This window comes from Pseudoxanthomonas spadix BD-a59, from assembly GCF_000233915.3.
GTDB classification, from domain to species: domain Bacteria; phylum Pseudomonadota; class Gammaproteobacteria; order Xanthomonadales; family Xanthomonadaceae; genus Pseudoxanthomonas_A; species Pseudoxanthomonas_A spadix.
In genome coordinates this window covers 979745-1000051 of record NC_016147.2, presented here as the reverse complement: position 1 = coordinate 1000051, position 20307 = coordinate 979745, and the positions used below count along the sequence as shown (strand labels likewise).

Sequence of the window (20307 nt, the reverse complement as noted above, 5' to 3'; positions counted from 1 at the left end):
CCCGCCGCAGCGCGCCTGGTCCTCCTGGGAAAATGACCCGGTTGCCGATGGCGCGGCCCTTGGCGCCCCCCTGCGCCATTCCGGCATACTCCCGGGCAGGGGATCAGAACGCCATGTCCAGACTCGGTGGATTGCTCGGAATGCTGCTGTGCCTTGCCGTCCCTGCGTTCGCGCAGGCACCGGCCGGCGCCGACGGTCAGCCGCGCCCGCTGGACCTGATGGACCTGGGCGCCCCGGCGTTCACCAACTTCACCGACCGCGATGGCCTGCCCGACGCCGGGGTGATGTCCACCTGCGTGGATCGCGAAGGTTTCGTGTGGGGCGCCACGCCCGTCGGCGTGTATCGCTACGACGGCCATCGCTGGCTGGCCAGCGATGATCCGGCCGTGGCGCACTCGGCCACCCACGTCTTCGTTGACCACGCCGGCACGCTGTGGGTCGCCTTTCGCAAGGCCGGCCTGGCCCGCTACGACGGCGTGCGCTGGCACCCCGCCAGCACCGAGACCGGGCTGCCGTCCAACCAGATCAAGCGCTTTGCCGAAACGATCGATGCCAGCGGCGCCCACACCTTGTGGGCACTGACCTGGGACCGCGGCCTGATCCGCCTGGCCGGCGACACCTGGGAGCTGGATCCTGGCAACGCCTCGCTGCCAGCCGACCCGCTGCGCTCGATGACCCAGACCAAAGAGCTGGGCGCGCCCGGCCGCCAGTGGCTGGGCACCAATGCGCGCGGCCTGTGGTATCGCGACGCCGGTCAGACCGACTGGCATCGCTGGGAGGGTCACCAGCTCGACGCCATGCAGGTCGAGGACCTGCTGGCGGTCATGCACGATGGGCGCGAGGAATTGTGGATCTCCACCTACGTCAACGGCCTGTGGCGGATGCGCGCCGACGGCATGCGCCGCTGGAGCCAGCAGCAGGGCGACTTCCCCAGCAACGTGCTCTATACCCTGGCCAGTACCGCGCTGGCCGACGGCAACCGCGCGATCTGGGTGGCCAGCCGTGCTGGCCTGCTGCGCGTGCAGGACGACACGCTGCAGGTGTTCAACCGTCGCCACGGCATGCACTCGGAGGTGATCCGCTCCGTCAGCGCCTGGCGCAGCCCGGACGGCCTGGACGTGCTGTGGATGGCCAACGACTCGGGCGTCTCGCGCACCGCACTGGGCGCCAGTCCATGGGCGATCGCCTCGCTGATGGGGCTCGATTCGCTGGGCGTGTTCGGCTTTCTGGTCGAGCCTGACGGCCGCGGCGGCGAGCGGCTGTGGGTCAGCTCGGCCGGCGAAGGCCTGGCCCTGTACGAACGCGGCCAGTGGCATCACTTCACCCAGGCCGAGGGCGTGCCGCCGGACGCCAACATCGGTTCGGTCATGGCCACGACCGAGGCCGACGGCCGCAAGACCTACTGGGTCAGCCTGCGCGGTGGTGCACTGCTGCGTCGACGCCCGGACGATGCGCGCTTCGTCCCGATCGACACGCCGTGGCGGCAGACCATCGGCGAGATGGTCTACGACACCCTGGTGCGTACCTACGACGGCCGCCGCGAGCAATGGTTCGCCACGCGCGAGACCGGCCTGTACCGGTTGCGCGACGGAATCTGGACCACGTTCGCGCCGCCCGATGCCAACGCACCGTGGCGGGCGATGCGGGTGCGCGAGGTGATCGATGGCGATGGCCGTTCGTGGCTGTGGGCGGCGACCAACCAGGGCCTGTCGCGCTTCGACGGCCAGCGCTGGGATCCGATGGCCAGGACCCTGGGCCTGCCGGAAACCAACGCGATCGGCCTGACCCAGATCGACGATGCCCAGGGCCGCCAGATCCTGTGGGTGGGCACCAGCAGCGCCGGGGTCAGCCGTGTGGATGTCACCGACCCGCGCCATCCGCGCATGCTGGCCGACGCCCTGCCCGCGCCGCCCGATCCCAGCGTCTACAACCCCGCCGCCGACAGCGCCGGGCGTGTGTACCTGTGCACCAACAACGGCGTGCAGCTGCTCACGCCGACTGCCGGCGGCTACACCAGCCGGGTCTTCAACCGGCGCGACGGCATGGTCCACCAGGAATGCAACTACGTGCACATGGTCGATGCGCACGACCGCTTCTGGACCGGCACGCTCGGCGGCCTGGCCGTGTACGACCCCAGCCGCGAGGTCCGCGACACCCAGCCCAAGCCGCTGAAGATCACCAGCCTGCAAATCGATGGCCGCCGCGTCACCGGGCCGGTGCTCGACGTGCCTGCCGGCACCAGGGAAATCCGGGTCGACTACGCCCTGCTGTCCTGGTATCGCGAGGCCGATTCGCGCTTCCGCACCCAGCTGGTCGGCTACGACGCCAGTCCCAGCCAATGGAGCGACCAGACCACGCGCACCTTCAACGCACTGCCGCCAGGCCGTTACCAGCTGCGCGTGGAAGCGCACGACCACGCCAACAACGCCAGCACCCCGGTGCTGGTCACCATCGTCATGCACGCACAGTGGTGGCAGACGCTGTGGTTTCACCTGGTGATCGCACTGACGATACTGCTGCTGGTCTATGCGGTCGTGCTGCTGCGCACCCGCCACCTGCGCGCCCAGCGCGCGGCGCTGGAAGCCCACATCGCCACGCGCACGGCCGAGCTCAACCTCGCCAACGCGCGCCTGCTGGAACTGTCCTACCTCGACGCGCTGACCGGCCTGCCCAACCGCCGCCGCCTGCTCGAAGCGCTGGAACACCCGGCCGTGCCCACCATGGCCACGCTGATCCTGATGGATGTGGACCACTTCAAGGCCTACAACGATCGCTTTGGCCATCTGGCCGGCGACCAGGCCCTGCGCCACGTGGCCGACGTGCTGCGCCAGTGCGCCGACAGCGACGTGCTGATGGCCCGCTATGGCGGGGAGGAATTCGCCTGCCTGGTGCCCGGCGACGATCCGGCGCGCGGCCTGGTCCTGGCCGAATGCATCCGCCAGACGATGGCCGACTGCGCACTGGCGGTCCCCGGCCAGACCCAACTCATGCATGTGACCCTGAGCGCCGGCATCGCCCACGGGCCGCTGGCCGGCGCAGAGCAAGCCGACCGCCTGCTGCACCACGCCGATCTGGCCCTGTACCAGGCCAAGCGCGACGGCCGCAACCGCGTGCGCCGCCGCGACGTGCCCCTGGCACCAGCAGGGGGTGATGTGCCCGATGCCGGCGGCCCCGGCGGCATGAGCTGAGCCACACGACCCGGCGGCGCACGGCCTGGTTCAATTTCCCTGACACCGCATCGGGGGACTGGGCGTAAAGTGCACGCGCGCGCCAGGCCCTGGCGATGCCAGACCGATCGACCTGCCAACTACGAGGGTGTCATGAGCAAGGGAATGGACCAGAAGAAGAACCAGAAGAAAGAGCCGACCAAGACGCTGAAGGAAAAGCGCGAGGCCAAGAAGGAAAAGAAAGGCAAGTAATCCGCTCGGCCGTGCAAGCCTGGTCGGCTGGCCCAGGACGCGGCGGCGCCCGGCTGACACCCTGGCACTGCTTCTTTGCCCGGCGCGGCGTCGCCGCGTTGGGCGCAGTGCCCTGAGTGCAGGCGGTCGCTGGCCCCACCCGTCCTGGCCGGAAAGTGCACGGCTGACAGACCCGGCCCACATCCAGCGGGGCCATGCCTTCACGGCCGGCCGACGCCGCCGATGGCATTGATGCACCGCACCCACGCGAGACGCCCATGACGACACTGCGCACGACCAAGGCCATGCCACCGGATGCCCTTTTCACCCGGCCACGCGAAGACAAGCGCGCCGCCCACGCAGTGCTTCAGGACAAGCTGGACGCCTTTGAACGCGCCGGCGGACAGATCGAGAAACTCGGCACGACCGTCCCGCGCAAGACGGGCTGAGGCCGGCAACCAGGAAGGCCGGCCCGGTGCCGGCCTTTGCTGCAGCTGGACCCGCAGACTGCCCCAGCTTGCTCCCGCCGATGCACCGCCATGGCGCCGGCGCATCTGCGAAGGCTTGCACCGCAAAATTGGGGCGCAGGTCTGCTCAACCCAGCAACATCTCCAGCACCGCCATCCGGATCGCCACCCCGTTGCCCACCTGCCGCAGCACCAGCGACTGCGGCCCGTCGGCCACCTCGTCGGTGATCTCCACGCCACGGTTGATCGGCCCCGGATGCAGTACCACTGCATCGGGCGCGGCCTGCTTCAGGCGTGCGGCGGTCAGGCCGTAGTGGCGGTGGTAGTCCTCCAGCGAGGTCACCAGGCCTTCTTCCATGCGCTCGCGCTGCAGGCGCAGCATCATCAGCACGTCGGCGCCCTGCAGCGCGGCGTCGAAATCGCCGGTGGTCCTGCAGCCGGCGCTGACGGCTGGCTCCGGCAGCAGGTTGTCCGGCGCGCACAGGGTGATGTCGGTGGCGCCCAGCGTGCGCAGCGCCTGCAGGTCCGAGCGGGCTACGCGCGAATGCTTGATGTCGCCCACCATCACGATCTTGCGCATGGAGAAATCCGGGCCCTTGGCCTGGCGGATGGACAGCATGTCCAGCAGGCCCTGGGTGGGATGCGAGGCGCGGCCGTCGCCGGCGTTGATGACGGCGGTGCCTTCATGCGCGTGCCGGGCCAGCATCTGCGCCGCGCCGTCCTCGGGGTGGCGCACGATGAACCCGCGCACGCCCATCGCTTCCAGGTTGCGCAACGTGTCCAGCGCGGTCTCGCCCTTGCGCGCCGACGAGGTGGAAGCGTCGAAGTTGATCAGGTCCGCGCCCAGGCGCTGGGCGGCGATCTGGAACGAGCTGCGCGTGCGCGTAGAAGGTTCGAAGAACAGCGTGCACACCGTGCGCCCGACCAGCGTGTCGCGCTTCTGGGTGCGGCCCAGCGCGGTGTCGCGGATGGCACCGGCGCGATCGAGGATGCGGCAGAGCGTTTGCCTGGGCAGGCCCTCCAGGGTCAGCAGGTGCAGCAGGCGGCCATCGGAATCCAGTTGGGTCATGGGGTGCTCGTGGTGGGGCCAGGGGCGGCGCCACGGGGCGACAGGCGCGCGGGGTTGGCATGGTGGGAACAGGGAATGTTGCTGGACGACCGCGAGCCGGTGGAAACAGGTTTCGACCAACCCGCACCCGTCTCCACGCGCCGCCTTCTCCCGTGGGGAAAAGGCAACAGCTCACTCGACATGCGTGGCCTCATGCGGGGCCGCGAGCCAGCGCTCGACGATCACCGCCGCGGCCACCGCGTCCAGCGCGGCCGCATCGCGCTTGCGCCTGCGGCCCTGGGCGCGGTCCACGGCGAAACGCTGGGCGGCTTCGACCGAGCTGGAACGCTCGTCCACCAGGACCACCGGCAGCCTGTAGCGCAGGCGCAGTTCGCGGGCGAAGGCCTGGGCGCGCTTGCGCACAGGCTGGTCGCCGCCGTCCAGGGTTAGCGGGTCGCCGACCACCAGGCCGTCGGGCTTCCATTCGGCGCGCAGCCTGTCCAGCGCGGCCCAGTCCGGGCCGCCGGGATGCACATCGACCACGGCCAGGGCGCGCGCGCCGGTGCCAAAGGCGCTGCCCACCGCCACACCGATCCGGCGCGAGCCCACGTCGAAACCCAGCACGGTGCCGTCCAGCCTCATGCAGCCGCGCCAGCGAGCAGGGAAGGAACCGAATGCGCTGTCTGCCAGGAGCGCCAGGCGCGGGCGAGGAAGGCATTCCTGGCCCGAAGCATCACGCGTGCCCGCTGTAGTCCGTCATGCGGGTCATGTCCACGCCGATCCGGCCGGCGGCGGCCTGCCAGCGCTGGTCCAGCGGCGTGGCGAACAGCAGCTCGCCATCGGCCGGCGCGGTCAGCCAGCTGTTCTCGCCCAGTTCGAATTCCAGCTGACCCGCGCCCCAGCCGGCGCACCCCAGTGCCACCAGTGCGTTGTCCGGGCCTTGGCCGCGGGCCATGGCTTCCAGGATGTCGCGCGAGGTGGTCAGGTACAGGTCATCGCTGATCTGCAGGGTCGAATCCCACTCGCGCGCACCGTCATGCAGGACGAAGCCGCGCTCGGGATGGACCGGGCCGCCATACAGCACCACGCGGTTGCGCAGGGCCTCATCGTCGGTGTCCAGCTGCATCTGGTGCAGCACTTCGCCCAGGGTGTACTCCGAGGCGCGGTTGACCACCACGCCCATGGCGCCATCGTCGTCGTGCTGGCAGATCAGCGCCACGCTGCGCGAAAAACGCGGATCGTCCAGCGCGGGCAGCGCGATCAGCAGCTGGTTGGCCAGGTTGTCGGACAGCGCGGGCATGGGGACATTCTAGCCGAGCGTGGCGCCCCACCGCGTCGGGATGTTCAGGTTTTGCCGGTGCGTGCAACGCCTGCAGCCGGCCGGTGCGCGATTCAGGCGCTTACGCCTCCAGCCCGATCGGGCAGCTCACCCCGGTGCCGCCCAGGCCGCAGTAGCCATTCGGATTCTTGGCCAGGTATTGCTGGTGATAGTCCTCGGCGAAGTAGAACGGCGGTGCCGGGTAGACGATCTCGGTGGTGATCGGGCCATAGCCGGCCTCGCGCAGGCGCTGCTGGTAGGCCTGGCGGCTGGCGATGGCGGCCTGGTACTGGTCTTGGGTTTGGCAGTAGATCGCCGAACGGTACTCGGTGCCTCGGTCGTTGCCCTGGCCCATGCCCTGGGTGGGGTCATGGTTTTCCCAGAAGGTGCGCAGGATCTGCTCGCGCGAGACCTTGGCCGGGTCGAACACCACCCGCACCACTTCGGCGTGGCCGGTCATGCCGGTGCAGCTTTCCTCGTAGGTCGGGTTGGGGGTGATGCCGCCCTGGTAGCCGACCGCGGTGGTGTACACGCCCGGCAGCTGCCAGAACTTGCGCTCGGCGCCCCAGAAGCAGCCCATGCCCAGGCCCAGGATCTCCATGCCGGGAAACTCGCCCCGCAGCGGATGGCCATTGACGAAATGCACGTTGTGCAGCGGCAGCGGCTGGGCGCGCCCGGGCAGGGCTTCGTCTGCGCGCGGCAGGCGCTGCTTGAACGCGCCGATGCCCAGACGGTTGCTGAGTGTTTCGAACATGGGAAACCTCCGGAGGGGAAGGAACGCCTTCAGGCGGGCAACAGGCCCGCCTCGGGCAGTCCGTCGAAAGTGGGGTCTTGCGGGCCGTCCAGCAAGCCGCTGGCCTGCAGCGCCGCGCGCGCGTCCGGGAGCGCCACATCGGGCACGCAGACCCGCAGCACGCCGAACAGCGGCAGCTCGCCGCCGGCGCCCAGCAGCGATTCGCCAAACACGAACGCCGGGATGCCGGCGTCTTCCAGCGCGTGCCTGGCCAGGTGGGCGTCGAACAGGTTGTCGGCGCGATAGGCGACTTGCATGGAAGGCTCCTGTGGCCGGGGGGAAACGAGGTGCGGTGAGCATACGCGCACGCACGTGCAGGGCGTGGGAGCGGCCATGGCGGCGAAGGGCTCTGTCGGTCAAGCCTCATCGCCGCCATGGCGGCTCCCACCTGGCCTGGCTGGTCGCTGAGCGGGGCGCCGCGAAAAGCGCGCCCGGGTGCGTCGTGCCGGGCAAGGCCGCGACCGAGGGCCATGGCCACCGGGGCCATCGGCTAAACTTGCCGATTATCCAAGTTGCCTGCCCGATCATGTCCCAAACCCCTGCTGTTCCCGCCGATTCGGCCCCGGAAAAACGCCTCGACGGCGCCTCGGCGTCGCCGGAAAAAAGGGACTTCATCCGCCAGATCGTGCGCGAGGACCTGGCCCAGGGCCGGCACCGCAGCGTGCGCACGCGCTTTCCACCCGAGCCCAACGGTTATCTGCACATCGGCCACGCCAAGGCGATCTGCCTGGATTTCGGCATCGCCGCCGAGTTCGGCGGGGCCTGCAACCTGCGCCTGGACGACACCAATCCGGCCAAGGAAGACCCCGAGTTCGTCGCCGCCATCCAGGACGACGTGCGCTGGCTGGGCTTTGACTGGGCCAACCTGCGCCATGCCTCGGACTACTTCGAGGTGCTGTACCTGGCCGCTGAAAAACTCGTCCAGCAGGGCGATGCCTTCGTCTGCGACCTGTCGGCCGAGCAGGTGCGCCAGTACCGCGGCACCCTGACCGAGCCCGGCCGCAACTCGCCCTGGCGCGACCGCAGCCCGGCAGAGAACCTGGACCTGCTGCGCCGCATGCGCGCCGGCGAGTTCCCCGATGGCGCCCGCACCCTGCGCGCCAGGATCGACATGGCCAGCGGCAACATCAACCTGCGCGATCCGGCGCTGTACCGGATCAAGCACGTCGAGCACCAGAACACCGGCAATGCCTGGCCGATCTATCCGATGTACGACTTCGCCCATGCGCTGTCCGACGCGATCGAAGGCATCACCCATTCGCTGTGCACGCTGGAATTCGAGGACCACCGCCCGCTGTACGACTGGTGCGTGGACAAGGTCGACCTGGCCGGCCATCCGGCGCTGCTGCAGCCGCTGCTGGACAAGGGCCTGCCGCTCGAGGCGGCCCGGCCGCGCCAGATCGAGTTCTCGCGGCTCAACATCAACTTCACCGTGATGAGCAAGCGCAAGCTGACCCAGCTGGTGCTCGAGGGCCTGGTCGAGGGCTGGGACGACCCGCGCATGTACACCCTGCAGGGCCTGCGCCGGCGCGGCTATACCCCGGCCTCCCTGCGCCTGCTGGTGGACCGGGTCGGCATCTCCAAGCAGAACTCGGTGATCGATTTCTCGGTGCTGGAAGGCTGCCTGCGCGAGGATCTGGATGCCAGCGCGCCGCGGCGCATGGCGGTGGTCGACCCGCTCAGGCTGGTGCTGACCAATCTGCCGGAAGGTCATGAGGAAACCCTGACCTTTTCCAATCATCCCAAGGATGAAACCCAGGGCACCCGCCAGATCCCGTTCTCGCGCGAACTGTGGATCGAGCGCGAGGACTTCGCCGAGCTCCCGCCCAAGGGCTTCAAGCGCCTGGTGCCGGGCGGCGAGGTGCGCCTGCGCGGGGCCGGCATCATCCGCTGCGATGAAGTGATCAAGGACACCAACGGCACCATCACCGAACTGCGCGGCTGGCTGGATCCGGACTCGCGCCCGGGCATGAGCGGGGCCAACCGCAAGGTCAAGGGCACCATCCACTGGGTCAGCGCGACCGGCGGGGTGGCTGCGGAAATCCGCCTGTTCGACCGGCTGTTTTCGGTGCCCAGGCCGGACGATGAAAGCGAAGGCAAGAGCTACCGCGATTACCTCAATCCGGATTCCAGGCGGGTGGTGACCGGTTATGTCGAACCGGCCGCGGCCCTGGCCGCGCCGGAGCAGTCGTTCCAGTTCGAACGCACCGGTTACTTCGTCGCCGACCGCCGCGACCATACGGCCGACAGGCCGGTGTTCAACCGCAGCGTGACCCTGCGCGACACCTGGGCGGCCCAGGCCTGATGCGCCTGCGCCCGGCCCTGTTCGCGCTGCTGGCGGGCATCGCCTTGATCGCCGGCTGCGCCGCGCCTGCCACCACCGCCACCACCCAGGCAGCGCCGTCCGATACCCGCGCGCCCGCAGCGGCGGCCAACCCGGCGCCCGCATCAGCCACCGGGACGCTGATCGCGCAGCCGGTCACCACCGCACCCGCGCCGGCCGGGGCCACGCCCGTCAAGGTCGATACCAGCTGCACGAGCGACGCCCAGTGCGTGGTCAAGAACGTCGGCAGCTGCTGCGGCGAACTGCCAGCCTGCGTCAACGCCGACAGTCCCACCGATCCGGCCGCGGTCCAGGCCCAATGCCGGGCCAGCGGCCGGGTGGGCATCTGCGGCTTCCGCCCGATCAGCGCCTGCCAGTGCCAGGCCGGCACCTGCGTGCCGGCCGAAGACGGCCCGGCCCCTTCCCACGATCCGGCCGCCGCGCCGGCCCCGGTCCGCTGATGCTCTACGCCCAGGTCCACCTCACCCTGCCGGCCTGGATCCACGATGTGGTGGACGCCGACGCGCAGTTTCCCGGCGACGCGGCCAAGGTCGCGCTGGCCATCGAACTGGCGCGGCTGAATGTCGAACACGGCAGCGGCGGCCCGTTCGGCGCGGCGGTGTTCGGCCCGGACGATCGCATCCTCTCGCTGGGCGTCAATCGCGTGGTCCCGCAGAACACCTCGCTGGCCCACGCCGAGAACATGGCCTACATGCTGGCCCAGCAGCGCCTGCAGACCTACCGCCTCAACGCGGTCCTGGCCAGCCCGGTGACCCTGGCCACTTCGGCCCAGCCGTGCTGCCAGTGCTACGGTGCCACCGTATGGGCCGGCGTGGACCGGCTGCTGATCGGCGCGCGCGCCGGAGACGTGGAAGCGCTGACCGAATTCGACGAAGGCCCGCTGCCGGCCGACTGGGTGGGTGAGCTGGGCAAGCGTGGCATCGAGGTCGTGCGCGACCTGCATCGCCAGGCGGCCTGCGCCGTGCTGGCCGCCTATGGCCAGCGCGGCGGCGCCAGGTATTGAACGTTGCCGTGCAAGGCGTGCTGGCCTATTGCCGCCAGGGCTTCGAACCGGAACTGGCGGCCGAACTGACCCAGCGCGCCGCCGATGCCGGCTTTGCCGGTTACGCGCGCACCCAACGCAATGACGGCTATGTGGTCTTCGCCTGCGAGGACCAGGCACTGCCTGCGGCCCTGCCCTGGCAGCAGCTGGTGTTCGCCCGGCAGAGGCTGGCCCTGATCGCCGAGCTGCGCGGGCTGGATCCGGCCGACCGGATCACGCCGATGCTGGCCGCGCTGGCCGGCGCGCCGCACTTTGGCGATGTGTGGGTGGAGCATCCCGATTCGGACGCGGCCAAGCCGCTGGCCGGGCTGGCGCGCAGCTTCGGCAACGCGTTGCGTCCGGCGCTGCGCAAGGCCGGCCTGCTGAGCCCGAAGGAAGATCCGCGCCTGCCGCGCCTGCACGTGCTTTTCGTCCACGGCGACCACGCGTTTCTGGGGCTCGCCCAGCCCTGCGACGCCGCGCCGTGGCCGCTGGGCATCCCGCGCCTGCGCCTGCTGCCCGAGGCGCCATCGCGTTCGGCGCTGAAGCTGGAAGAAGCCATCCTGACCCTGCTGCGCCCGGACGAACGCGAGCAGCTGCTGCGCGCCGGCATGCGCGCGGCCGACCTGGGCGCCGCGCCGGGCGGCTGGACCTGGGTGCTGACCCGCCAGCACCTGCGTGTGACCAGCGTGGACAACGGCCCGCTGCGCCAGCACGTGCTGGACAGCGGCCTGGTCGAGCACCTGCGCGCCGATGGCTTTCGCTGGCAGCCGGCCCAGCCACTGGACTGGATGGTCTGCGACATGGTCGAACAGCCCCGCCGCGTGGTCGAGCGCATGGCCACTTGGCTGCGCGAAGGCTGGTGCCGCCACACCATCTTCAACCTCAAGCTGCCGATGAAAAAGCGCTGGGACGAAACCACGCTTTGCCTGGGGCTCCTGCAAGAGCAGTCCGGCGCACTGCGCACCATGCGCGCCAAGCAGCTCTACCATGACCGCGAAGAGATCACCGTGTTCGCCAGCAACTACAGTCCCTCGCAGCTTGAGAGGGACATTTGACGTAGCTACATTTAATTCGTCCGCATCACATGCGACCCCCGCCAAACGCCGCCTGACGCTACAGGAGCATGGCTTGGACCTGCTCCGCGCCAAGGACATCTTCGCCGGCCAGCATTTCACTCGCGCGGACGATCGCCAGGACTATGGCGAGCCGCGCTTCATCACCGCCGGTTGGCTTTGACGCTCGACTTGTCGTTTTCGCATGGACGCCGCGCGGCGCCGCAAGGCGCATCATCAGCATGAGGCACTGCCATGAACGTGAAGCAAAAAAACTCCGCCCCCACTTCGCCTGATCCCGACGCCTTGCCAGAGATCACAGAGGCTTGGATTGCCGGCGCCGATCTTTACCACGGTGACAAGCTCGTGCGGCGTGGTCGCCCCAAGTTGGCCAACCCTCGCCAGCTTCTGTCTTTGCGCTTGCCCCCGCAGATCATTGCGCGCTGGAAGGCCACGGGTCCCGGCTGGCAAACACGCATGGCTGAGGCACTGGAGAAGAACGCTCCCTGACCCAAGGCGTTGCAGCGTGATCCGGCGCTTGGCTGCCGGACGAAGGATTGCATCCCCGCCCACCGCCTGCGCGCGCTTGCGGCGCGCCGGGTCTCAGGCGGCGTGACGGCGGCATGGCATCCTGCCCATCCTCAGGAGGGATGCCATGTCACCGATCGAACTGAAGGACCCGGCCGGGTTCGCCGAGGCGTTCCTGCGCCTGTCGCTGATGCAGGGCTTCGGCTCGCTCAACAAGCGCGACCTGGAACTGCTGACCTTTGTCCTGCTGGAGCGCGACGGGGCCATTTCCCGCGGCAGCTCCAACGCCGCCGTCGCCTTGCAACTGCGGATCACCCCCGCGCGGGTCAGGAGCCTGCGCCGCGACGGCTATGCGCGCTGGCGGGCGCTGGTGCCGGAGCAATCCGATGCCGCCCTGCAGCGGATCGTGGCCACGGTGCTGACCGAGGACAACCTGCGTGCCGGGGCCAAGCACGTGAGCGAGCGAGCCAGGAAGGAGGGCTTCCTGGCCATCCGTGTCGAGCATCCCGACGATGCCCAGCAGTTCGAGCAGGCGATCCTGGAAGTGGGCGCGCTGCCGGTCTACGAGCGCAACCGCGAGGTGGTGGCGGTGCGCTTCGACACCCTGCTCAGGATCGCCGAGAAGTGGGGCTACCTGCAGCCCGATCCGGCGGCCATCACCCGCGAACTGAAAAAGCTCCAGCCCGCGGCCAGCGAAGTGGCCGACCTGCTGCAGAAGGACCTCACCCGGCTGCGCTGGGAAGACGCACGCAACGCGCTCAACAGCCTGGGCGCCAAGGCGATCGCCTCCACCGCCGAGGGTGGGTTGAAGGGGTTGTTGAAGATCGTGTTCCCGTTCCTGCCGTAGGAGCAACTGTCTTCTCGAGCGTTCGGGGCTCCCTCTCTCCCGCTTGCGGGGGAGAGCTGGAAGTCGCGGCCAGCGGCTGAGGGGGTGAGGGGGGTTTTTGCTTTGAAGCCCAGCAAACCGCAGCCGGCTCCGGGACGTTGATGTGTCGTCGTTGGCATGGCCGTCACCTCTGTCCCCCTCACCCCGACCCTCTCCCCCGCGAGCGGGGGAGAGGGGGCAAAATCCCAGCGATGCGGCCGTAGGGCCCATGGGCGCGAGGGGGCCTTGCCGGGAAAGCCCCTCGCGCCCCTGCGGTGCTCCTACGGGCCGGCGGCCCTGCGCCACAGCAGGTTGGTCAGGGGTGGCAGCTTGCCCGCCAGTCCCAGCAGCGGGCCGCGCGCCAGCGTGGTGTGCAGTTCGTCGTTGGAGAACAGCGTGTTGATGCCATCGAAGGTGTAGGCGGCCACGGTGTTCTCGCTGCGGCGGGTGCGCGCCCAGCGCTGCAGGCGGTGCGGGGTGTCCCACTCGGCGCGCCGCGCCTGCGCGTCGGCCACCAGCTGGCGCAGGCCTGCCACATCGCGCAGGCCCAGGTTGACGCCCTGCCCGGCCAGCGGATGGACCACATGCGCGGCATCGCCAATGGCGAGGACCCGGCCCTCCACGTACTGCCGGGCCAGCTGCAGTTTCAGCGGGAATGCGGCGCGCGGAGAGTCGATCTGCAGTTGTCCCAGGCGCGCACCAAAGGCGGTGGTGAGTTCGCGCGAGAACGCCGCATCGTCCAGCGCCAGCACGCGCGCGGCTTCGGCATTGGGCAAGGTCCACACGATCGAACTGCGCCCCGCGGTGCACGGCAGCACCGCCAGCGGGCCGCTCGGCAGGAAGCGCTGCCAGGCGGTGTCTTCATGCGGGCGTTCGCTGCGCAGGTAGCCGACCAGCCCGCGCTGGGCGTAGTCGTGGCCGTGCACCGGCAGGCCGGCAAGCTGGCGCACGGTGGAAGCCGCGCCGTCAGCAGCCACCACCAGCCGCGCATCCAGCCGCGTGCCGTCGTCCAGGCGCAGGCGCACGCCGCTGGCGTCCTGTTCCATCGCCTCCACGCGCGCCGGGCAACGCACCTGCACGCCCGCTGCCGGCAAGGCCGCCCACAGCCGATCGGCCAGCAGCGCGTGCTCGACGATCCAGCCCAGATGGCTGCGGCCCAGGCGGTCGGCGTCGAAGCACAACTCGCCGCCGCCGGCCGCATCCCACACGCGCATGCGGCGATAGGCCTGCGCGCGCGCATCGCGCACCGCTTGCCACACGCCCAGCTGCGCCAGCAGCGCGGCGTTGTCCGGGGCGAAGGCATAGACCCGCAGGTCCGGCTGCTGGGCCGACCACGGCGCGGGCGCCTGGCCTTCGACCAGCACCACCTCCAGGTCCCGCCCGGCCAGGGCCAATGCGCAGGTCGCGCCGACCACCCCGCCGCCGACCACGATCACATCGCTGCGCCCGCGGCGGTTCACGCGGCCACCTGCCGGCACAGCGCCGGGACATCGCCGGCAAACCCCATCGCCCCGCCGACCAGCATCGACTGCAGCGCCGGCAGGTTGCCGGCGGCCAGCAGGCCGACACTGCGCAGCGGCCGCAGCAGCGGTGCGTTGTTGCTGGTCAGGCGCGCCAGGCCATCGGAAAAGCGCAGCGTGCGCTGGCGATCGGGCGCGCGCCGTTGCAGGTACTCGGCCAGCAGTGCATCGCTGCCCGGGTCTCCGGCCGCGGCGATCAGCTCGGCCAGGGTCAGCGCATCGCGCAGACCCAGGTTGAAGCCCTGCGCGCCCAGCGGATGCAGGGTCTGGGCGGCATTGCCCAGCAGCAGCGCGCGCGGGGCGATCACCCGTTCGGCCAGGACCTTGACGATCGGATAGGTGCTGCGCGGACCGCTGGCCAGGAACCTGCCGGCACGCCAGCCGAAGGCGGCCTGCGCATGGGCCAGCCAGGCCGCTTCATCCAGCGCAGCCATGGCATCGGCCCGGGCCTCGGGCACGCCGTGGACCAGGCCGTGGTGGCGGTCGCCGCGCGGCAGCAGCGCGGTCGGGCCAGCCTGGCCCAGACGCTCCCAGGCCGTCCCGTCGGGCGCGCGCGCGGTGCGCACGCGGGCGACCAACAGGCGCTGGCCGTAGTCGTGGCGCTGCGCCCCGATTCCCAGCGCCGCACGCACCGCGCTGTGGCTGCCATCGGCGCCGACCAGCAGCGGCGTAGTCAGTTCGATTTCTCCGGCGCCGCTGTCGATGCGGACCTGGCGCAGGCCGTCGCGATCATGGGCCAGGCCCAGGAAGCTCGCCGGCCGGTAGCGGGTCAGGTGCCGGCAATCGGCCAGCGCCGCTTCCAGCGCCACGCCGAAATCGCGCGCCACCACCACCTGGCCGAATTCGCTGCGCCCGTAGTCGCTGGCCCGCAGCAGCACCCGCCCGAAATCGCCGGCGCGGCTGACGTGGATCCGGCGGATCGGCCCGGTCGGGGCCTGCAACCGCTGCAGCACCCCCAGCGCGGTCAGGGCGTTGACCGTGGCCGCGGCCAAACTCAGGTTGCGCTGGTCGAACACCGCCGGCACCTGGCCCGGCGGGGTGGCTTCGATCAGGGCGACATCGCGCCCCAGCCGGTCCAGCGCGATCGCCAGGCTGGCCCCGACCAGGCCGCCGCCGACGATCACCACATCATGTCGTGCACTCATGGCCGCCATGATACGGCCAGGGCCATGGGCAACCTGCACGGATGGGCACGCTGGCAAGCCATATTTTGAAGCGACACGTCCGGCGGCCAAAGGAAATCGCCCCGGCTCCCACTCCCGCGATAGAATCGCTTCTCGCTTCTCCCGATAAGCCGCACATGACCCCTCATCTCCCGACCCGCAGCGGCCAGCGCGCCGCGATCCTGGTGCTCCTGGCCGCCCTGATGGTGGCCACGCGCTCGCATCTGCCGGCGTTGTTGACGCACCTGGGCCCGATCCCGGATGCATCCTGGGCAGTGTTCTTCATGGCAGGCTTCTACCTGCGCGGCTGGTCGCGCTGGGCGTTCCCGCTGTTCATGGCGCTGGCCGTCGGCGTGGACTACGCAGTGATCACCGGCCAGGGCATGGATTTCTGGGCGCACTACTGCGTTTCGGCGGCCTACTGGTGTCTGGTCCCTGCGTATCTGGTCCTGTGGGCAGGCGGCAGCCTCACCGCGCGCCTGTCCCAGCAGCTTTCCGACCAGCGCACCCTGCTCGTTGCCGGGCTGGCGCTGGTGGCTTCTGTCGCCCTGTGCCACCTGATCAGCCAGGGCAGCTTCTACTGGATCAGCGATAGCGTCAGCCAGCCGAGCCTGGCCGGCTGGGCGAAGAACTACGGCGACTGGTTCCTGCCGTTCCTGCGCAGCACCGCCCTCTACGTGGGCCTGGGCGTGATCGTCCACGTCGGCCTTGCGCAGGTCGCGCGCCTGGCCGGTCCGCAGGAGCGGGCCGCCGGCTGAGGCCAGCCTTCCGGATACGCATGGGCAACCGCCTCTCCAGGATCTACACCCGCACCGGCGATGACGGCAGCACCGGGCTGGGCGACGGCAGCCGCACCGGCAAGGATTCGGCGCGGGTGGCTGCCTACGGCACGGTGGACGAAGCCAACTCGGCGATCGGCCTGATCCTGGCCGCACCGAAGGTCGATGAGGCCATCGGCGCACTGCTGACCACCCTCCAGCACCAGCTGTTCGACCTGGGCGGCGAGCTGAGCATCCCCGGCCACGCGGCCATCACCGCGGCAGATGTGGCCGCGCTGGAACAGCACCTGGACCGCTACAACGACACCCTGCCGCCGCTGCGCGACTTCATCCTGCCAGCCGGTGGCGAAGCCGCCGCGCGCTGCCACCTGGCCCGCACCATCGTGCGCCGGGCCGAGCGCCAGACCGTGGCCCTGGCCCGGCTGGAACCGGTCCGCGCCGAGGCCATCCACTTCCTCAACCGCCTGTCCGACCTGCTGTTCGTGCTGGCCCGGGTCCTGGCCCGCGCCGACGGCGCCGGCGAGGTATTGTGGAACCACCAGCGTCGCCACCACAGCCCATGATCATCTATAGCCACCTGGCCTGCCTGGCCCACGATACCGGCCCGGAGCACCCCGAGCGCCCGGCGCGGCTGAAAGTCGTGCTGGAAGCACTGCACCGCGACCACGCCGACCTGGACTGGCGCGAAGCGCCGGTCGCCAAGCTGGGCGACCTGCTGCTGGTCCACAGCCAAGAGCATGTGGAGACCGTCCTGGACCAGGATTTCAGCGGCTACCGGATCCTGGACCCGGACACGGTGATCTGTCCGGAGTCGCGCGCCGCGGCCCTGCGCGCGGCCGGGGCGGTGGTGGCGGCGGTCGATGCGGTGATCAACGGCAGCGACCCGGCCGCCTTCTGCGCGGTGCGACCGCCGGGCCACCACGCCACCGGCGATGCCGCAATGGGATTCTGCCTGCTCAACAACATCGCCATCGGCGCGGCCCATGCACTGGAGCGGCACGGGCTGGAGCGGGTGGCGGTGGTGGATTTCGACGTCCACCACGGCAATGGCACCCAGGCCATCTTCTGCCACGACCGGCGCGTGGCCTACTTCAGCAGCCATGAATCCGGGCTCTACCCCTACAGCGGCGCGCCGTCCGAGCGCTGCGCCGGCAACGTGATGAATGCCCTGCTGCCGCCGGGCAGCGGCAGCTTCAACTTCCGCAACCTGTGGGAAGACCAGATGCTGCCGGCGATCGAGGCCTTCCGCCCGCAGCTGGTGATGATCTCGGCCGGCTTCGACGCGCACCTGCGCGATCCGTTGGCCGACCTGATGCTGGAGACCGAGGACTTCGCCTGGCTCACCGGGCGCCTGCGCCAGATCGCCCAGGTCCACGCCAGCGGGCGCATCGTCTCGGCCCTGGAGGGCGGCTACGACCTGGAGGCCCTGCGCGAATGCAGTGTCGCGCACGTGGCCCAGCTGCGCTGATGCCCAGCGCGCGGATCGGTCCGACAGGCGCATGAACCCGAGCCGGCCGTTGCCGCGGCGTTTTCATTGCCCCCCGCACGCCGATACGGCAATCTAACGGCCGTTTTTATCCGGACTCCCCCACGCGTGCGTCGAGCCCTCCGCCTGCTGCCCATTCCGTTCAGTATTGCCCTGGCCCTGCCGGCCTGGGCCGCGGACGAAAAACCCGTCAGCTACGCGCTGTGCCCGGTGGAGGACCCGATTCCGGCCTTCGACGGCGCACCTGCCGCGGTCGCGCCCCAGGATCAGGCCGCCCGGCGCCAGCAGATCCAGCTGCTGCCCACCGAGATTTTCGGCGACAGACAGGAAGGCACCAGCAGCACCACCACCTACCAGGGTGACGTGGTGCTGACCCGGGGCGACCAGTTCCTCAGGGCCGACAACCTGCGCCTGGACCAGGAACAGGGCACCTACACCGCCGACGGCAACGTGCGCTATCAGGACGCGGGCATCCGCGTGATCGCCAAGCGCGCCAGCGGCAACCAGGACCAGGACACGCACAACATCGAGCAGGTCCAGTACCAGCTGATGGCCCGGCGCGGCAACGGCATCGCCGACAGCATCCACATGGCCGGCCCCGAAGGCCAGCTGCTGGGCTCGACCTACACCACCTGCGACCCGCACGACCCGGCCTGGCACCGCTGGTACCTGCGCGCCAGGGAAATCGACATCAACACCGACGAGGGTTTTGCCACCGCCCACCACGCCACCGTGCGCATCGGCAAGGTGCCGGTGCTGTACGCGCCCTGGTTCAGGTTCCCGATCGACGACCGCCGCCAGACCGGCCTGCTGTACCCCAGCGTGGGCCTTTCGGGCAAGAACGGCTTCGACTACGAGCAGCCGATCTACCTGAACCTGGCGCCCAACTATGACGCCACACTCTATCCGCGCTACATGAGTAGCCGCGGCATCCTGCTTGGCGGCGAGTTCCGCTACCTGTACCACGGCGGCGAAGGCAAGCTCGAAGGCGCCTGGATGTCCAGCGACGACCTGGTCCGCGAGCGCGCCGACGATTACGCCAATGCCCTGCCGGGCAGTGGCGACGAAGACATCTACGGCGACCCGCTGCAGGACAAGAATCGCGGTTTCTTCCGCTTTCGCGGCCACCACGACCTGGACAGCAGCTGGCAGGCGCGCGCGGATTATTCCTGGATCAGCGACTCGCGCTACCTGGAGGACAACGGCGGCATTTCCAGTGGCGATGGCGTGCGCTATTCGGTCCTGACCAACACTGCGGGCCTGTACGGCCGGTCCCGCTACTGGAGCGCCCGCGCCGAGGCCCAGACCTATCAGCTGTCCGACTACACCATCAGCGAGGAGACCCTGCCCTACGATGCCCTGCCGCGGCTGTCCTTCAGGTACGACCGCCCGATCCTGGATTGGCTCAACGTGGGCATGAACACCGAGCTGACCCGCTTCGAACACAGCGACAAGGACGGTGGCAGCCGGCTCGACATCAAGCCCTACGTGTCCATCCCGCTGCGCGGCCCGTCATGGTTCGTCGAGCCGGGCCTGGCCTATCGCTATACCGCCTACGAACTGGACAAGGACCTGGCCGACCAGCTGGGCGGCGAGCGCAGCCCGACCCGCTCCACCCCGATCGCGACCCTGGACGCGGGCCTGTACTTCGACCGCGACACCAGCTGGGGCGGAACCCCATTCCTGCAGACCCTCGAGCCGCGCCTGTACTACCTCAACGTGCCGTATCGCGAGCAGAGCAACCTGCCGTTGTTCGACACCCGCATGATGACCTTCAGCTACGGCCAGCTGTTCCGCGACAACCGCTTCTCCAGTGCCGACCGCCAGACCGACGCCAACCAGCTGACCCTGGCCCTGACCAGCCGCAGCATCCGCCAGACCGATGGTCTGGAGAAGTTCAACGTCAGCCTGGGCCAGATCCTGTACTTCGAGGATTCCAACGTGGTCCTGGACAGCAGCCAGGAGCCGATCAGGAATGGCAAGTCGGCCTGGGTGGCCGATTCCAATTACATGCCCAGTGATCGCTGGACCCTGGGTGCGTCCTACCAGTACGACGCCAACAACAGCCGCGCCGACCTGATCAGCTTCCGCTCGCGCTACCTGATCGGCAGCGACGGGGTGGTCAACCTGTCCTACCGCTACCGCCGCGACGTGCTCAAGCAGGCCGATTTCTCCTTCCTGTACCCGATCAACCCGGTCTGGAGCCTGGTTGGCCGCTACTACTATTCCTTCCAGGACAACAAGACCCTAGAAGCCATTGCCGGCGTGCAGTGGGACAGTTGCTGCCTGGCCGTGCGCCTGGTCGGCCGCCATTACGTGCGCAACCGAGAGGGCGACCAGGACAACCAGCTCCAGGTCGAATTCGTGCTCAAGGGGCTGTCGTCGATAGGCAAGGACACCGACAAAAACCTGCGCCGTAGTATCCTCGGCTATTACCGAGACGACCTCTACCTGGTACCGCCCAGCGTCACCGCGCCGAACGTGGATGACAGCGACGAGACCAGCTCCGCTCCGTTCTGAAG

General features: G+C 69.6%; 20 protein-coding genes. 13 read left to right on the top strand and 7 right to left on the bottom strand.

The annotated features are described in order from the left end of the window. The first annotated feature begins 113 nt into the window (after positions 1-113). Positions 114-3188, top strand: a complete 3075-nt coding sequence (locus tag DSC_RS04440) for a ligand-binding sensor domain-containing diguanylate cyclase (protein ID WP_158308225.1) — start codon at positions 114-116, stop codon at positions 3186-3188. Positions 3189-3676: 488 nt separating this feature from the next. Next, entirely contained in the window at positions 3677-3847 is a 171-nt protein-coding gene (locus DSC_RS16830) for a hypothetical protein (RefSeq protein WP_158308224.1), read from the top strand. Positions 3848-3992: 145 nt separating this feature from the next. On the opposite strand, the gene DSC_RS04430 is transcribed toward DSC_RS16830, so the two are convergent. The 5 genes from DSC_RS04430 to DSC_RS04410 all read right to left on the bottom strand — a co-directional run bounded on the left by DSC_RS04430 (position 3993) and on the right by DSC_RS04410 (position 7281). Further along, positions 3993-4934 carry an aspartate carbamoyltransferase catalytic subunit gene (locus DSC_RS04430; RefSeq protein ID WP_014159935.1) on the bottom strand — a complete coding sequence of 314 codons (942 nt, stop codon included), beginning with the start codon at positions 4932-4934 and terminating at the stop codon, positions 3993-3995. Positions 4935-5105: 171 nt separating this feature from the next. Further along, positions 5106-5555 (bottom strand): Holliday junction resolvase RuvX, encoded by a 450-nt coding sequence (ruvX, locus tag DSC_RS04425; protein WP_014159934.1) that lies wholly within the window; start codon positions 5553-5555, stop codon positions 5106-5108. A 91-nt stretch (positions 5556-5646) separates the two neighbouring features. Next, on the bottom strand, positions 5647-6213 hold the full coding sequence (locus DSC_RS04420) for a YqgE/AlgH family protein (RefSeq protein WP_014159933.1): 567 nt from the start codon (positions 6211-6213) through the stop codon (positions 5647-5649). Between the two features lie 100 nt (positions 6214-6313). Beyond that, a complete protein-coding gene (msrA, locus tag DSC_RS04415; protein ID WP_014159932.1) occupies positions 6314-6985 on the bottom strand; it encodes a peptide-methionine (S)-S-oxide reductase MsrA in 672 nt (223 codons plus the stop codon). A gap of 29 nt (positions 6986-7014) precedes the next feature. Next, positions 7015-7281 (bottom strand): putative signal transducing protein, encoded by a 267-nt coding sequence (locus tag DSC_RS04410; RefSeq protein WP_014159931.1) that lies wholly within the window; start codon positions 7279-7281, stop codon positions 7015-7017. A 269-nt stretch (positions 7282-7550) separates the two neighbouring features. Between DSC_RS04410 and DSC_RS04405 the strand changes: the two genes are divergently transcribed. The 7 genes from DSC_RS04405 (at position 7551) to DSC_RS04380 (ending at position 12819) form a co-directional block, all read left to right on the top strand. Continuing rightward, positions 7551-9329: a glutamine--tRNA ligase/YqeY domain fusion protein gene (locus tag DSC_RS04405; RefSeq protein WP_014159930.1), complete on the top strand. Its 1779-nt coding sequence runs from the start codon at positions 7551-7553 to the stop codon at positions 9327-9329. Further along, positions 9329-9808: a hypothetical protein gene (locus DSC_RS04400; protein ID WP_014159929.1), complete on the top strand. Its 480-nt coding sequence runs from the start codon at positions 9329-9331 to the stop codon at positions 9806-9808. The genes DSC_RS04405 and DSC_RS04400 overlap by 1 nt, the downstream gene beginning before the upstream one ends. Continuing rightward, entirely contained in the window at positions 9808-10371 is a 564-nt protein-coding gene (locus tag DSC_RS04395; protein WP_014159928.1) for a nucleoside deaminase, read from the top strand. Before DSC_RS04400 ends, DSC_RS04395 begins: the two co-directional genes overlap by 1 nt. A gap of 8 nt (positions 10372-10379) precedes the next feature. Then, entirely contained in the window at positions 10380-11447 is a 1068-nt protein-coding gene (gene rlmM, locus DSC_RS04390) for a 23S rRNA (cytidine(2498)-2'-O)-methyltransferase RlmM (protein ID WP_014159927.1), read from the top strand. A gap of 73 nt (positions 11448-11520) precedes the next feature. Next, complete coding sequence (locus DSC_RS17620; protein ID WP_014159926.1) at positions 11521-11628, top strand: BrnT family toxin; 108 nt, start codon at positions 11521-11523, stop codon at positions 11626-11628. A 71-nt stretch (positions 11629-11699) separates the two neighbouring features. Next, positions 11700-11954, top strand: a complete 255-nt coding sequence (locus tag DSC_RS15975) for a BrnA antitoxin family protein (protein ID WP_014159925.1) — start codon at positions 11700-11702, stop codon at positions 11952-11954. Between the two features lie 145 nt (positions 11955-12099). Continuing rightward, entirely contained in the window at positions 12100-12819 is a 720-nt protein-coding gene (locus tag DSC_RS04380; protein ID WP_014159924.1) for a hypothetical protein, read from the top strand. A 299-nt stretch (positions 12820-13118) separates the two neighbouring features. Here DSC_RS04380 and DSC_RS04375 read toward each other — a convergent pair whose 3' ends face one another. Together DSC_RS04375 and ubiH are read right to left on the bottom strand one after the other, a co-directional pair. Further along, complete coding sequence (locus tag DSC_RS04375; RefSeq protein WP_043290947.1) at positions 13119-14297, bottom strand: UbiH/UbiF family hydroxylase; 1179 nt, start codon at positions 14295-14297, stop codon at positions 13119-13121. Continuing rightward, complete coding sequence (ubiH, locus tag DSC_RS04370; RefSeq protein WP_043290401.1) at positions 14294-15502, bottom strand: 2-octaprenyl-6-methoxyphenyl hydroxylase; 1209 nt, start codon at positions 15500-15502, stop codon at positions 14294-14296. Before ubiH ends, DSC_RS04375 begins: the two co-directional genes overlap by 4 nt. A 155-nt stretch (positions 15503-15657) precedes the next feature. Here ubiH and DSC_RS04365 point away from each other — a divergent pair, with 155 nt between their 5' ends. From DSC_RS04365 to lptD, 4 genes are all read left to right on the top strand, one after another. Next, on the top strand, positions 15658-16278 hold the full coding sequence (locus tag DSC_RS04365; protein ID WP_014159921.1) for a hypothetical protein: 621 nt from the start codon (positions 15658-15660) through the stop codon (positions 16276-16278). A 20-nt stretch (positions 16279-16298) separates the two neighbouring features. Beyond that, entirely contained in the window at positions 16299-16862 is a 564-nt protein-coding gene (locus tag DSC_RS04360) for a cob(I)yrinic acid a,c-diamide adenosyltransferase (RefSeq protein WP_014159920.1), read from the top strand. Then, positions 16859-17767, top strand: coding sequence for a histone deacetylase family protein (locus tag DSC_RS04355; protein WP_014159919.1), 909 nt, complete (start codon positions 16859-16861; stop codon positions 17765-17767). The genes DSC_RS04360 and DSC_RS04355 overlap by 4 nt, the downstream gene beginning before the upstream one ends. A gap of 126 nt (positions 17768-17893) precedes the next feature. After that, positions 17894-20305, top strand: a complete 2412-nt coding sequence (lptD, locus tag DSC_RS04350; protein ID WP_014159918.1) for an LPS assembly protein LptD — start codon at positions 17894-17896, stop codon at positions 20303-20305. The last annotated feature ends 2 nt before the right edge of the window (positions 20306-20307 follow it).